Annotated in this window: 14 protein-coding genes, 2 tRNA genes and 2 other annotated features; of the genes, 4 read left to right on the top strand and 12 right to left on the bottom strand. The window is 40.4% G+C overall.

The window, feature by feature from the left end:
• Nucleotides 1-122 precede the first annotated feature (122 nt).
• Entirely contained in the window at nt 123-326 is a 204-nt protein-coding gene (locus BN2425_RS08050) for a DUF6501 family protein (RefSeq protein ID WP_042457408.1), read from the bottom strand.
• Between the two features lie 225 nt (nt 327-551).
• Here BN2425_RS08050 and sda point away from each other — a divergent pair, with 225 nt between their 5' ends.
• Nucleotides 552-677: a sporulation histidine kinase inhibitor Sda gene (gene sda / locus BN2425_RS08055; RefSeq protein ID WP_406603187.1), complete on the top strand. Its 126-nt coding sequence runs from the start codon at nt 552-554 to the stop codon at nt 675-677.
• Nucleotides 678-735: 58 nt separating this feature from the next.
• Here the strand turns inward: sda and mnmH are convergent, their stop codons facing one another.
• The 9 genes from mnmH to trpE form a co-directional block, all read right to left on the bottom strand.
• Nucleotides 736-1,809: a tRNA 2-selenouridine(34) synthase MnmH gene (mnmH, locus tag BN2425_RS08060; protein WP_042457413.1), complete on the bottom strand. Its 1,074-nt coding sequence runs from the start codon at nt 1,807-1,809 to the stop codon at nt 736-738.
• A 183-nt stretch (nt 1,810-1,992) separates the two neighbouring features.
• The gene (locus BN2425_RS08065; RefSeq protein ID WP_042457416.1) at nt 1,993-2,436 is read right to left on the bottom strand and encodes a hypothetical protein; all 444 of its coding nucleotides are present in this window, start codon (nt 2,434-2,436) and stop codon (nt 1,993-1,995) included.
• Between the two features lie 141 nt (nt 2,437-2,577).
• Nucleotides 2,578-3,363: a tryptophan synthase subunit alpha gene (trpA, locus tag BN2425_RS08070; protein WP_042457419.1), complete on the bottom strand. Its 786-nt coding sequence runs from the start codon at nt 3,361-3,363 to the stop codon at nt 2,578-2,580.
• A complete protein-coding gene (trpB, locus tag BN2425_RS08075; RefSeq protein ID WP_042457421.1) occupies nt 3,356-4,567 on the bottom strand; it encodes a tryptophan synthase subunit beta in 1,212 nt (403 codons plus the stop codon). Before trpB ends, trpA begins: the two co-directional genes overlap by 8 nt.
• The gene (locus BN2425_RS08080; protein ID WP_042457424.1) at nt 4,564-5,187 is read right to left on the bottom strand and encodes a phosphoribosylanthranilate isomerase; all 624 of its coding nucleotides are present in this window, start codon (nt 5,185-5,187) and stop codon (nt 4,564-4,566) included. The genes trpB and BN2425_RS08080 overlap by 4 nt, the downstream gene beginning before the upstream one ends.
• Nucleotides 5,184-5,975: an indole-3-glycerol phosphate synthase TrpC gene (gene trpC, locus BN2425_RS08085; RefSeq protein WP_042457427.1), complete on the bottom strand. Its 792-nt coding sequence runs from the start codon at nt 5,973-5,975 to the stop codon at nt 5,184-5,186. Before trpC ends, BN2425_RS08080 begins: the two co-directional genes overlap by 4 nt.
• Nucleotides 5,976-7,001: an anthranilate phosphoribosyltransferase gene (trpD, locus tag BN2425_RS08090; protein WP_042457430.1), complete on the bottom strand. Its 1,026-nt coding sequence runs from the start codon at nt 6,999-7,001 to the stop codon at nt 5,976-5,978.
• A complete protein-coding gene (locus BN2425_RS08095; protein WP_042457433.1) occupies nt 6,973-7,584 on the bottom strand; it encodes an anthranilate synthase component II in 612 nt (203 codons plus the stop codon). The genes trpD and BN2425_RS08095 overlap by 29 nt, the downstream gene beginning before the upstream one ends.
• Nucleotides 7,581-8,969: an anthranilate synthase component I gene (gene trpE, locus BN2425_RS08100; protein ID WP_042457436.1), complete on the bottom strand. Its 1,389-nt coding sequence runs from the start codon at nt 8,967-8,969 to the stop codon at nt 7,581-7,583. Before trpE ends, BN2425_RS08095 begins: the two co-directional genes overlap by 4 nt.
• A gap of 60 nt (nt 8,970-9,029) precedes the next feature.
• Nucleotides 9,030-9,276: a binding site (T-box leader), on the bottom strand.
• A gap of 41 nt (nt 9,277-9,317) precedes the next feature.
• Nucleotides 9,318-9,566: a binding site (T-box leader), on the bottom strand.
• Nucleotides 9,567-9,752: 186 nt separating this feature from the next.
• Between trpE and BN2425_RS08105 the strand changes: the two genes are divergently transcribed.
• The 3 genes from BN2425_RS08105 to BN2425_RS08115 all read left to right on the top strand — a co-directional run bounded on the left by BN2425_RS08105 (nt 9,753) and on the right by BN2425_RS08115 (nt 11,312).
• Nucleotides 9,753-11,045 (top strand): MFS transporter, encoded by a 1,293-nt coding sequence (locus BN2425_RS08105; RefSeq protein ID WP_042457439.1) that lies wholly within the window; start codon nt 9,753-9,755, stop codon nt 11,043-11,045.
• Between the two features lie 92 nt (nt 11,046-11,137).
• A tRNA-Gly gene (locus BN2425_RS08110) sits at nt 11,138-11,211 on the top strand.
• Between the two features lie 9 nt (nt 11,212-11,220).
• Nucleotides 11,221-11,312, top strand: a tRNA-Ser gene (locus BN2425_RS08115).
• Between the two features lie 48 nt (nt 11,313-11,360).
• Here BN2425_RS08115 and BN2425_RS08120 read toward each other — a convergent pair.
• Together BN2425_RS08120 and BN2425_RS08125 are read right to left on the bottom strand one after the other, a co-directional pair.
• Nucleotides 11,361-12,260 (bottom strand): 4Fe-4S dicluster domain-containing protein, encoded by a 900-nt coding sequence (locus tag BN2425_RS08120; RefSeq protein WP_042457441.1) that lies wholly within the window; start codon nt 12,258-12,260, stop codon nt 11,361-11,363.
• Between the two features lie 70 nt (nt 12,261-12,330).
• Nucleotides 12,331-12,918 carry a DMSO/selenate family reductase complex B subunit gene (locus BN2425_RS08125; protein ID WP_042457443.1) on the bottom strand — a complete coding sequence of 196 codons (588 nt, stop codon included), beginning with the start codon at nt 12,916-12,918 and terminating at the stop codon, nt 12,331-12,333.
• Nucleotides 12,919-12,926 lie beyond the last annotated feature (8 nt).

Genomic DNA, 12,926 nt, shown 5'->3' on the forward strand with positions numbered 1-12,926 from the left:
CTATTGTTAATGATATTATATCATATTAACGCGGTGAACTGTTAAAGTAATTAGATGTAATAAGAGGCTGCCGAAGGGTTTTTCGACAGCCTGAGGCTGACATAAGCGTCAGCCTTTTTCTTCTAGGGGTCTACAAAATACTCCTTATAAAAACCGCCCACTTTACCGGAATTATCAATAATATAATAGAACTCTTCTGTTTCGTTTTTCACATCATAAACATGTCCTTCTGTTAATACATTATTCACAATGTATTTCTTTGCATTGGTATGAACACACTTGACCTTTTTAATTGTTTCCCGCTCACGCCATGTTAAATGAATCATTATGACCACCGTTCCTTTATTTATAATCCAGTATCTAGTATAAACAATTGAATCCGACGGAGCAACTATTCATTCCTTTTTCAAGAGTAATGTTCCCAATGAAACATTTTGACAATATCATGAAAAACTTGCAAAAAAGGTTCTCAAAACAGTGAAATTCCATTACAATATTAAAAACTGAATATTCAATCCATTTTCCAAGGAGGCATTCTCAAGTTGAAAATTATGAGTAACGAGCAGTTGATTGTTTCGTATCGAGATGCATTGAAATCTGGTAAGGAAAAGGAATGGATAAAAATATTAAAAGAAGAAATTGAACGTCGGGGTTTAAAACCTTTTAAGAATCGATAGCTATGACAAATAACGTAAACAAACCGCTATTCAATTAGCGGTTTGTTTACGTTCATCTCTAGGACTGAGGTACTCCGATTACTGGTTTAAACCCCAATTCCTCTAATTTCACCACAATTTTTTTAGTGGCATCTTCCGGATCTTGTGCGAAAACATCATAGAACTCGCCTTGATAATCCTGTCTTGCATAATCGTACCGCGGGTCATAATAGTACTCAAGTAGGAGTGGGATTAAGGCCTGATAATCGTGCGCGTTCACTAATTCTGCCATCCTGCTTCTCATTTCCACATTTTTAACTCTCTTTAACACTCTTTCCATACTAACAGCAATCTTTTCATGATACCAAGACTCATGCTGATAGGGTAGTACATATTCATCCACCAGCAACCTCACCCTTTGCTCAAGTGGAGTGTGGATATATATGTTAACCCCTTTAAACTTAATATCCATTAATTTCTCGGGCTGTACTGCTTTTCCAATCCTTTTGCTCTCCGCTTCAACAAGAAAATAATTTGAGCCTGCGATGTCTTGTAGTCCTTTAAACAGCAAGGAATCGAAAGTTTTTTGGTTATGGCCTTCCCCTAAACCGATCGTTCCAAATATCGAGCCGCGATGTCCCGCCATTGCTTCTAGATCAAGGATTGGATAACCCTTTTGTTTCAAAAGCTTCAATACTTCGGTCTTGCCAACCCCTGTCATACCGTGTAAAACAACAGCTTTGTCGGGAATTTGATCTTCCATTATTTCTAGAATATAATGTCGATAGGCTTTATATCCCCCAATCAATTTCCACGCGTAAATACCGGCAAATTCCAAGAAGGTAACAACCGCTTTGCTGCGCATCCCCCCACGCCAGCAATGGATGACTAACTCGCCTTTATCCGAGTAGGATTTTATGGTCTCCATCATTTTGGGGATTTTAGGAGAGACAATTTCCATAGCTCTCCATTTCGCTTCACTTTGTCCTCTTTGTTTATAAATAGTCCCTATTTCCTCCCGTTCAGAATCAGTGAACAGTGGAACATTAATTGCACCAGGTATGGCACCATCCTTGTACTCAACAGGAGAACGGATATCAATGATAATTGGGTTATCTATTTCAAATAAGTTTTCAACAGGTAGTTCTTTCATTTTGATTTCTCTCCTAAGAATTAATCCAACACAACTAAAATATCGATTAAAACGAACAAAACTTCCACACAAGGGAAGTTTTGTCAAAAAAACTGTTTATCAATCAGTGTACGTAAAATTATTATGTTCTTATTATATAGGAGTTAATCAACTGTTTCAAGAGCTTGATACCTCTTAACGAATTTAGACCTGCTCAAGACCAAAAGGAGCCCCGATTAATTTTTCAATCGACTTGCACAGCAGAACCCAATTGCTTGGGAAACACTCTATACCATTACTTTGATAGACCTTTACCTTTGTTTCAAGCTCTACACTCCAATACTTTCCATCTAATATTATTCCATCCTCCTTATAATAAACCGAGTCCCAACTCCAAATATCAAAATTGTATAATTCTCTTTTAAACGTTTCAACACTGCCTGGCAGTCCTAGTGGAAGATTCTCGGAGGAGGGCTTTGAATCGCCAGGGGATCTCCAGACAACAAAAACAAAACGCTTTTTTAAAAAGTCAATCCGAACTTGTTGGGATTCTCCCCCAAACCGCTCAACTTTTACAGTTAAACTCTGAAGAACTCTGGATGGCGGGATGGAAGTTCTCCGGCCGTTTTTGTCAAATAGTCCGTTCATATTACACCCTCCAAACTTTACAGATTCGATACCTTGTTAGTCAAAATTATAGTTAAGATTGCTCGAAACGGCTGTAACAAAAAGCACGTTTGGTGAAGTTGTAAGAAAAAGGTCTACTCCTATACCAGAGTAGACCTTTGCTTAAATATTGGCAGAAGACTTTTTATAAGCCGACATAAAATCTTCCAATTCTTCCAGTCTGTTTTTTGATAATAAGTCAACAATTTTACTTCCGACTACCACACCATCACAGTATTTAGTCATCTCGGCAATTTGTTCGTTATTAGAAATGCCAAACCCTGCAACAACTGGGATTGGGCTCACTTGTTTTACTGAGGATAAAAATGTACTTAATCCACCGTCAAACTCACCTCTAGCACCTGTTATCCCTTTGACGGTTACAGTATACAAGAAGCCATTTCCTCTATTGGAAATTTCCTCGACCCTTTTGATTGGCGTTGTTGGGGTCACAAGCCTAATCAATTCAATTCCAGCTTCTGCAAGCTGCGGTGCAATGATTTCTTCCTCTTCAATCGGCAAATCTGGAATAATGCATCCGTCTATCCCTGCAGTTTGAGCAGCTTCAACAAAGCGATTTATTCCATAAGAATAAATAGGGTTTAAATAAGTCATGAGAATAATAGGGATATGAAGGTTTGCTTTTGCCTTTGTTAACTCGACAAGAATGTCATTAAGACTCGTTCCATCTTTTAATGCTCTGATACCAGCTTGTTGAATGGTGGGTCCATCCGCTACAGGGTCAGAAAACGGCACTCCCACTTCTACAGCGGTTGCATCTAACCTTTCCAATAATTGAAGACGTTCAACAAGGCAAGACAAGCCGCCATCCCCGGCCATGATATATGGAATAAATGCTTTGCCGTTTGTTTCTGTTAACCTTCTGAAGGCTTGTGTAATCCTATTCATTTGTTACTCCCCCTTGCAATCTTGTTTTTACCGCATCAACATCTTTATCTCCTCGTCCCGATAAGCAAACCACCAAATTCTGGCCTGGCTCCATTTCTGCTGCAAGCTTAATCGCAAACGCAACGGCATGCGCACTCTCTAGTGCCGGGATGATCCCCTCAAGTTTCGATAAGAGCTGAAATGCATCTAGAGCTTCCTGATCGGTAATCGAATGGTACTGGGCACGGCCGCTATCCTTTAAATAACTGTGTTCAGGTCCGACACCAGGATAATCTAATCCTGCCGAAATTGAATGGGCTTCCTGGATTTGGCCGTCTTCATCCTGCAACAAATACATTAACGCTCCGTGTAGCACCCCCGGCTTACCCTTTGTTAAGGAAGCCGCGTGGAATGGAGTTTGAATCCCTTGACCAGCAGCTTCCACTCCGTATAAACGAACCTGCTCATCTTTAATGAATGGATAAAACATTCCCATTGCGTTGCTTCCCCCGCCAATGCAGGCTACTACAGCATCTGGAAGCTTTTCATTTCTTCCTAAGAACTGTTCCCTTGTTTCCTTACCAATCACGCTCTGAAAGTCCCGGACAATCATCGGGAATGGATGAGGGCCCATGACTGAACCTAGTAAATAGTGTGTATCATCAACATTTGCCACCCAGTAACGAAGAGCCTCATTTACTGCATCCTTCAAGGTTGCACTGCCGGAAGTGACACTGACTACCTTCGCTCCCAACAGCTCCATCCGAAACACATTAAGTGCCTGGCGTTTGATATCTTCTTCACCCATAAAAACGATACATTCTAAGTTGAGCAAAGCACAAACAGTAGCGGTAGCTACCCCATGCTGTCCAGCGCCTGTCTCAGCTACGACCTTTCGTTTACCCATCCGGACTGCCAGCAGCGCCTGGCCAATTGCATTGTTAATTTTATGAGCCCCCGTATGATTTAGATCCTCACGCTTTAAATAGATATGGGCTCCCCCCGCATATTTCGTTAGATTTTCAGCATAGTACAATGGGGTTTCCCGGCCGACATATTCCTTTAGCAGATCCTGAAACTGTTTTTGGAATTCTGGGTCCGCTTTTGCTTCTCGATAGGCGCTTTCTAACTCCATTACCGCCTTCATCAATGTTTCCGGGACAAATCTCCCTCCAAAAATGCCAAAATGCCCTGTTTCGTCTGGTAATGTATAAGTGCTCTTCATCTTACTTCCTCCTGTCTTGAACTTTTAGCTTGACTAATAAATTTTTTTATTTTGTTCAAATCTTTGATTCCATCCGTTTCGACCCCGGAACTTACATCTACCATATACGGGTTGATCATCTTTATTGCCGACTCTACATTATCTGGGTTAAGCCCGCCGGCAAGAATCAATTTCTTTTCCTTTAACACATTGGTATCAACCTGTTTCCAATCAAATGAGGTGCCATTGCCTCCCCTGTACTTCCCCTTAGGACCGTCCAACAAAAGAAACTCACTAGGGTAGGTATTCAATTCAGCCAGTCGTTCATTGTTTTGAAAATTTATAGCTTTTATAACCGGCAAGGTCAGCGACTCACACATTTCCGCTGTTTCCTCCCCGTGCAGCTGGATATGGGTCAGTCCAACAAACGCGGCAATTCTTTCAATTTCCTCTCCAGATTCATTCACAAAAACGCCAACTTTGAACACTTCTTGGGGCAATCTGTCAATAATCGCTTTTGCTGTTGTTTCTGCCACTTTCCGCTTACTTTCTGCAAAGACAAAGCCGATGGCATCTGCCCCGTATTCAGCTGCTTTAACCCCGGTTTCTACATCTGTGATCCCACATATTTTTATTTTCATTGTTTCGCTCCTTCAGTTAATGACAGGCGAAAATCTGAAAAGGTCTGTTTAACATCAGCACTCTTCATAAAGGCCTCACCGACTAAAATGCCATTTGCCCCTGCCTCTTGGACCCTTTTTACATCAGCTTGTCTGTGAATACCGCTTTCGCTGATTAAAAAAGCGCCAGAACCTTTCACTTGTGCTGCCAGGTTTTCGGTTACATCAAGGGAAACATTAAAGGTTTTTAAATCACGATTATTGACTCCTATTAACTCAGCCCGGGTTTTCAGGGCAATATCTAGTTCCTTTTGATTGTGTACTTCCATCAATACCTCTAAATCTAACTTTTTAGCATAAAGGTAGAGTTCCTGTAAGGTCTCTTCATGTAAGGCTGCCACTATTAACAGAATAATGTCGGCACCATGTGATGCGGCCATATCAATTTGTAATGGGTCGATGATAAAATCCTTACAGAGAATCGGCAAATCAACCGATTCTCGAACAGCCGCCAAATCAGAGTAGGATCCTTTAAAAAAAGTTTCATCAGTTAAAACGGAAATAGCTGAAGCACCATAGCTTTCATACTTAGCAGCCTGTACTTTCGGTTCAACAGCATTATTGATAATCCCTTTTGATGGCGATGCCCGTTTATATTCTGCAATAATCGAAATTTCCTCTGCCTTTTGTAACTTTTCTATGAAAGAATGCTTAACACGTGGCTTTCCTGTGAATGGTAATCCTTGTTCGCGTAGCCGTTTGAGTTCTAATTTCTTTTGTTCAATAATTCGATCTAGAATGGTTTCCATCTATATAGCCTCCCTTTGTACTGCCTGGGATTTTTTTATCAAAACAGCTAGTTTTTCATAGGCTGCTCCCGAGTCTATGACTTCCGCTGCTGCTTTTATTCCGTCCGTTATCGTTAAGGCTTTTCCCGCTGTATATATGCCAAGGCCAGCATTAAGTAATACCGTATCGCGGTAGGCGCCCTTTTCCCCTTTTAAAACATTTACCAGGATATCTGCATTCTCCATGGCATCCCCGCCTTTAATGAATTTGTTATCGTATACCGGCAATCCAACTTCCTCCGGTTGAAAGGAACGACTGGTAATCACACCATCTTCTAAAATCGTTAAATGGTTTTCTCCTTGCAGGGAAGCTTCATCCATATAGCCTGCTCCGTTTAAGACAACAGCTCTTTTACGTCCCAATTGCTTTAATACTTCGGCGAATACGTTCAACAGGTCCCTCCGATAAACACCTAGTAATTGATAATCTAATGAAATAGGGTTGGTCAGTGGACCAATAAAATTAAAAACTGTAGGGATTTTTAATTGACGTCTAACCATAGAAACCTTCTTTAGCTTTGGATGCACATTGGGAGCAAATAGGAAGGCAATACCAATTTCCTCCAGTAATTCTTCAATGCTTTCCGCGGTTAAATTTAAATTAACGCCTAAGTGTTCAAGAACATCGGCACTGCCTGTTTTGCTTGAAATACTTCTGTTGCCGTGTTTTGCCACTGGAATACCGGCACCAGCTATGACAAAGGCTGAGGTTGTGCTTACATTAAAACTTGAAGAGCCATCTCCACCTGTGCCGCAATTATCGATCGCTTCCGGTAATTTCTTTGTAAAGGAAAGTGTCTTTCCCATTAATGCTTTAACGATTCCTACGATTTCATCCACTGTTTCTCCTTTAGATTTAAGTCCCATCAAAAAGGCAGCGATTTCCGATTCCGATACTTCTTCACCTAAAATAAAGTCCATTGCCTCACGCATTTCACTTTCTGAAAACGATTTTTGTTCAGCTAATTGGAGTAAGTAATTTTTCATGTTTCTTCTCTCCCTCGATTTCAAATAAAAAGTTTTTTATGATTTGTTTTCCATCAGGAGTCCCAATCGACTCGGGATGGAACTGCAGGCCATACACAGGATATTGGACATGTTTGACTGCCATTATTTCTTGGTCGTCCAGCGAATAGGCGATTGCTGTCAATTGCTTTGGCAGAGTACTGCTTTCAATAATTAAAGAATGATAACGCATAACCTCAAGCGGTGAGGTTAAATGGTTAAAAACTCCAGTACCATTATGATGAATCAGGGAAGTTTTCCCATGCTTAACTTGAGATGCCCGCTTGATTTCCCCGCCAAATGCTGCTCCAATCGCCTGATGGCCTAGACAAATTCCCAAAATTGGAATTTCTTTAAAAAAGGTTTGGATTAATTCAATACAGATACCGGCATCCTCCGGTCTTCCTGGTCCAGGGGACAGGATAATGGCTGTCGGATGCAAATTTCTTATACTATCTATAGTCAGTTGATTGTTTCGATAAACAGCGGCGGTTTCCCCTAACTCTCCTAAATACTGATAAAGATTAAATGTAAATGAATCAAAATTATCTATGAGCAGAATCACTTCGGCACCTCCAAAAACGATCTCAATTTACTCAAGGTTTCTTGATACTCCGATTCAGGAACAGAATCGTAAACGATCCCGGCACCTGCCTGGATATAAGCATGATGATCTTTTAAAATCATAGTTCGGATGGCTAAGGCAAAATCCATGTTTCCATTTGCTGATAGATAGCCAATGGCACCTGAGTAAAGTCCACGTTTGGATTTTTCAAGGGAATTAATAATCTCCATTGCCCTGACTTTCGGAGCACCAGAAACGGTTCCTGCCGGCAAACAGGCTGCTAGGGCGTCAAGAGAGGTTTTATCGGACTTCAGCCTGCTGCTAACTTCTGATACAATGTGCATCACATATCGGTATTTTTCTATTGCCATATATTTTTCTACCTGAACGGATCCGAACTCACTGACCTTTCCAAGATCATTTCTTCCTAGATCCACCAGCATCTTATGTTCTGCCAGTTCCTTTTCATCCTGTAACAATTCCTGTTCGATCGCCTGATCTTCTGCACTCGTTGTTCCTCTTCGTTTTGTCCCGGCTATGGGGTTGGCAATTACCGTTGTTCCTCTCGTTTTAATGAGGCTTTCTGGTGATGAACCAATCACGGTATAAGCTTCAAATTCGATATAAAACATATAGGGGGTTGGATTATTTGACCTATGACTTCGATATAAAGCTAATGGAGATCCGGTGAAGCCCGCCTTCATCCTTTGCGATAATACCACCTGAAAAATATCACCTGCCAAAATATGTTCTTTTGCAATTTTGACATTATCTATAAACGTTTCCTTGGTCATTTCTGATTGGAACTCCGAAAATTCGTATGATTGCTCCTCTTGATCCTCAAAGGGCTGCTTAAGTTCAAACAAAAGCTGGTTTAGCCTATTTTGAATGCTTGCATCACTACTGTCTGGTAAAAGCGGGATACCAAACAGGAACACCTTTTCCTCCAAATGGTCAAATACGACCATTTCTTCATAGAACATGAGATGAACGTCAGGCATCGATAATCCATTCGGAAATTCCTCTCCAATCTGTTCATATTGCCGAATAATGTCATAACCCACATATCCAATTGCCCCACCTGTGAATGGAAATGGAATTTCATCGGTTTTCAAATCGGGTATTAGACTCTTCACTATTTCAAGCGGATTGCCAGTTAAACTCTGTTTCTGTCCATTTCTAAAAATGAGCTGATTTCTGTCTCCCTGGGCAATTAATTCAAACGCTGGATCTGCGCCTATAAAGGAATACCTCCCCGAGTCATTATATTTATGGGAACTTTCTAATAAAAACTTTTTCTTGCCGCTGACTTTTTGCAAAATGGAAATCGGCGTTAATACATCACCGCTAATCTCTTTAAAAAAATACCCTGTCTTTGTCTTCATACAGCCACTCCTTTCGAAATAAAAAAATCGTCCTCTACATGCCCAGATATTTCTAGGCATATAGAGGACGATTTTAAACGTGGTGCCACCTCTGTTCGAAGCAGTTATTCCTGCTTCCTTTTTCAGATACTGAACAAATACGATCAATATCCTATCCTTTTAACGGCGGAACTCCGTGTATCCCTACTAACGTTCAGGATACCTCTCACAAGCCCATTCCACAATTCCGTTCATATCGGGCTCTCACCTGTCCCCGATTCTCTGTGAAGAACTAAAAATGTGTACTCTTCTTGTTCAACGATTTTTCATGATTATTTATGGAAAAATAAAAAAGGGTCCTCCATCCTCAAAAAGGACGGAAGACCCGTGGTGCCACCTTCATTAGCTAAATCAATAGCTCACTTTACCGATATCGAGCAAATGCTTAATATCTGTCTCATGTAACGATGAGAATTCGCCAAAGCCTACTAATCCCGATTGGATGGTTCGGTTTGGAAGCTCAGAAGTCCATTCACTATTTCATCAACACTGATTTGCACCAACCATCAGCTCTCTGAAGAATCTAAAATAGTTACTACTCTTCATCATTGCCATACTTTAATTACGTTTTATTGGTTTCAATATTATTAAAGTTTTTCTTCAATGTCAAGTGTCTTGTTTAAATTTTCTAAATTAACATAATCTTTCAATGCCATTAAAAGGATACTCTGCTTTCCGTTTTTTTTTCTTTAAAAAAGTCCATATTAAAGGTACAACAACAATGAAAGCGGGATAGATAGAAAAATGGAGCATATCGAACGTTTATCGAATAACCCACCAGCCGCTAAAAGCAAAAACTCTGAGAAAGAGAAAGGCCATAAAAAGTCGAGTGAAATCTCAAAGCAGAAGTGGGCCATTCTTTCAATATCATCTATTCCATTGGTGATGACTTTAGGAAATTCAATGTTAATTCCCGTTCTGCCTGCTTTGGAGGAAGAGTTGGGAGTTACATCTTTTCAATCAAGTTTAGTTATTACAGTGTATTCAATAATTGCGATTTTGCTGATTCCTGTAGCAGGGTATTTATCTGACCATATCGGCAGAAAAAAAGTCATTATCCCCAGTCTTATTATTGCGGCTGCAGGGGGCCTTATTTCTGGTTGGGCTGCCTGGAAATTAGAGAGCGCCTATTGGATTATATTAGCCGGTCGTGCCCTTCAAGGGGTAGGGGCAGCTGGTGCGTTTCCTATTGTGCTTCCACTGGTAGGAGATATGTTTAAAAAAGAGGATGACGTTAGTACATGCTTAGGTTTGATTGAAACATCAAATACATTTGGAAAAGTATTAAGTCCCATTTTTGGAGCTTTTTTAGCTGGATTTGTTTGGTTTTTGCCTTTTTTAGCTTTTCCTGTATTTTGTGCTATTTCGGTTATTATGTTAGTTTTTCTTGTAAAGTCTCCTAAGAAAAAAGAAAAACCGATACCTTTTAAAGATTTCATTGTAAATGTCAAAAAAACATTTACGGAAAACGGCCGCTGGCTGTATGCAATTTTCTTCATTGGCGGAATTCTGATGCTGGTACTGTTTGGAATACTTTTTTACCTCTCTGAAATCTTTGAAAAAGAGTATGAAATAAAAGATATAAAAAAAGGATTTTTCTTAGCTTTGCCCCTTGGGGCTCTTTGTTTGTCATCCTTTATCAGCGGGAAGTTAATTAAAAAGAATAAAATTCTAATGAAATGGCTGACATTTTCCGGGATTTTAGCTGCTGCCTTGTCAATCGCTGCCTTGTGGTTTTCGATCAAGTTATGGTATATGCTTTCGATGTTTTTAATTGCAGGTGTAGGAATAGGTATTAGCTTGCCAAGTTTGGATGCCCTGATCACTGATGGTGTTGAAAAAAAGGAACGGGGGACCATTACTTCTATTTATAGTTCGATGCGTTTTATCGGAGTGGCAGCGGGGCCACCAATTATTGCATTATTAATGAAATATTCCACCCATTGGATTTTTATTTTGTTAAGCGGCTTATCAATCCTTGCTGCCATTGCTACATTATTGGCAGTCAAACCACCACCGAAAGAAGAAGCGTCATGAAGAGCTGAAGTTTCAGCTCTTTTTTCTAATACGTGAATTTTTTTCTTTACATCTCGACTTATTATGTTATAATAATAATCGTCCTTGATGATGCGGGTGTGGTTTAATGGTAGAATTTCAGCTTCCCAAGCTGACGGCGGGGGTTCGATTCCCCTCACCCGCTCCATAAATTTGTGGAGGAGTACCCAAGTGGTTATAAGGGGGCGCACTCGAAATGCGTTAGGGCGGGCAACCGTCGCGTGAGTTCGAATCTCACCTTCTCCGCCATCCATACATAGATTTTGTAAAGCACCAGTCATACTGGTGCTTTTTTTATTATCCTATTGGGCTTAACCACTCAGGATTCCTCTCTTTACAAATATGACAAGCATGCTCACCGTTATGGAATGATGGGAATACTGTCCCGCATTTCTGGCATGTGTGGTAAATCACCGCTATTGAGCTGATTGCCTTTTTCTTTATCTCAGGAATGATCCGTAATGCAGATTGTGGACAGAGATCGGTACAATCCGTACAATTAACACACTTTCCATGGTCAATTTGCAGTGCTGAATCCTCGAGGAGAAACACATTTTGTGTGCAAAAATGAAAACAAGCTTGACATAAGCTACATTTCTCTACGTCCACTTGCACGGTATAAAATTGGTAATCGGAAAAATAATTTGTTAAAATCCACTCACCCGATTGGATTTTCCAAGCAGCAGGCGATAAGTCCTTACCTAATTGCCTGCCTTGCTTTTTAATGAATGAAAAGAGCTCACGTTTCGATAAGTTTCCCCCGTCAGGACCGGTAACCGTAAATGGCCTTTCTTCTAATAAAACCAGTTTTTGATTTGCCTCTTCAATGGCTGAAGTCCATTGTTCGTTTAATCGGGAAACAGTCATAATTGTTTGTATTCCTTTTTCTTTGTATATGAGGAGTTCTTTATCCGAAATCTTATATTGATCACTATATTGTAAGCTCCTGTTATCAAATATCCTTAATACTGAAATGCCTTCAATAGCAGACAGCGGACAGGAAACCATACAGTCGCCACAGCTATTGCATAAATCCAAATCAATGTGGATTTCTTGACCTTCAATAGAGATGGCTCCAGTTTTGCAAGCATCTAAACAAAACTGGCAGCTGGACCTGTGGTTTCTCTTCCGGGAGCATCTTTTTGTAATTTCCATATCAACGTGCATGCTTTCCAGCCATTTTGTTAATATAGACATGTTTACACCTCGTTAAAAAAGGGCTGCAGGCTCCAATTTCATCCTGCAGCACCCATCATTCTTCTTATACTCATGAACTTGACAGTCTTGCATCTTTATGAGGGGTAATTACCAGATTGGGATTTGTGATAGTGTCACTTGGCATCCCTTTAATTTGACTCACATTTCCATATTTTTTCCTCAGCTCGTCGATCGGGCCGAACTCAATCGCCCGCATCGGACAGGTTGCCACGCATACCGGATCCTCGCCTTTTTCTTGAAGATCGATACAAAGATTGCACTTATTAGATTTAAAAACCTTTTTATTATATTGGGGGGCACCATAGGGACAGGCTTTGACGCATAACTGGGTTCCTTGGCATATCTCTTGGTCAATCGTCACCACACCATTGTCTTTATCCTTAAAGATTGCTCCAACCGGACAGCTTGGAAGGCATTTTGGATTGGTGCAATGGTTACAAGAAATACTATAATAAAACGCCTTGATGTTGTGAACAATACCACCGCCGGGCTGTTCCATAAAACTTCCATTTTCATAGGTATAGACTCGCCTAAAGTTAATCCCCACATCGAGATTATTTTTATCTTTACATGAAACACTGCACGCTTTACAGCCGGTGCAAAGGCTCTGATTTATATAAAATCCTAGTTGCCCCAATCTCCTCA

This window comes from Neobacillus dielmonensis (assembly GCF_000612665.1).
Lineage (GTDB): Bacteria > Bacillota > Bacilli > Bacillales > Cytobacillaceae > Neobacillus > Neobacillus dielmonensis.

Coding starts and splice junctions, on each gene's coding strand:
- BN2425_RS08050 (WP_042457408.1), bottom strand. CDS start 326: ATGATTCATTTAACATGGCGTGAGCGGGAAACAATTAAAAAGGTCAAG.
- sda (WP_406603187.1), top strand. CDS start 552: ATGAGTAACGAGCAGTTGATTGTTTCGTATCGAGATGCATTGAAATCT.
- mnmH (WP_042457413.1), bottom strand. CDS start 1,809: ATGAAAGAACTACCTGTTGAAAACTTATTTGAAATAGATAACCCAATT.
- BN2425_RS08065 (WP_042457416.1), bottom strand. CDS start 2,436: ATGAACGGACTATTTGACAAAAACGGCCGGAGAACTTCCATCCCGCCA.
- trpA (WP_042457419.1), bottom strand. CDS start 3,363: ATGAATAGGATTACACAAGCCTTCAGAAGGTTAACAGAAACAAACGGC.
- trpB (WP_042457421.1), bottom strand. CDS start 4,567: ATGAAGAGCACTTATACATTACCAGACGAAACAGGGCATTTTGGCATT.
- BN2425_RS08080 (WP_042457424.1), bottom strand. CDS start 5,187: ATGAAAATAAAAATATGTGGGATCACAGATGTAGAAACCGGGGTTAAA.
- trpC (WP_042457427.1), bottom strand. CDS start 5,975: ATGGAAACCATTCTAGATCGAATTATTGAACAAAAGAAATTAGAACTC.
- trpD (WP_042457430.1), bottom strand. CDS start 7,001: ATGAAAAATTACTTACTCCAATTAGCTGAACAAAAATCGTTTTCAGAA.
- trpE (WP_042457436.1), bottom strand. CDS start 8,969: ATGAAGACAAAGACAGGGTATTTTTTTAAAGAGATTAGCGGTGATGTA.
- BN2425_RS08105 (WP_042457439.1), top strand. CDS start 9,753: ATGGAGCATATCGAACGTTTATCGAATAACCCACCAGCCGCTAAAAGC.
- BN2425_RS08120 (WP_042457441.1), bottom strand. CDS start 12,260: ATGTCTATATTAACAAAATGGCTGGAAAGCATGCACGTTGATATGGAA.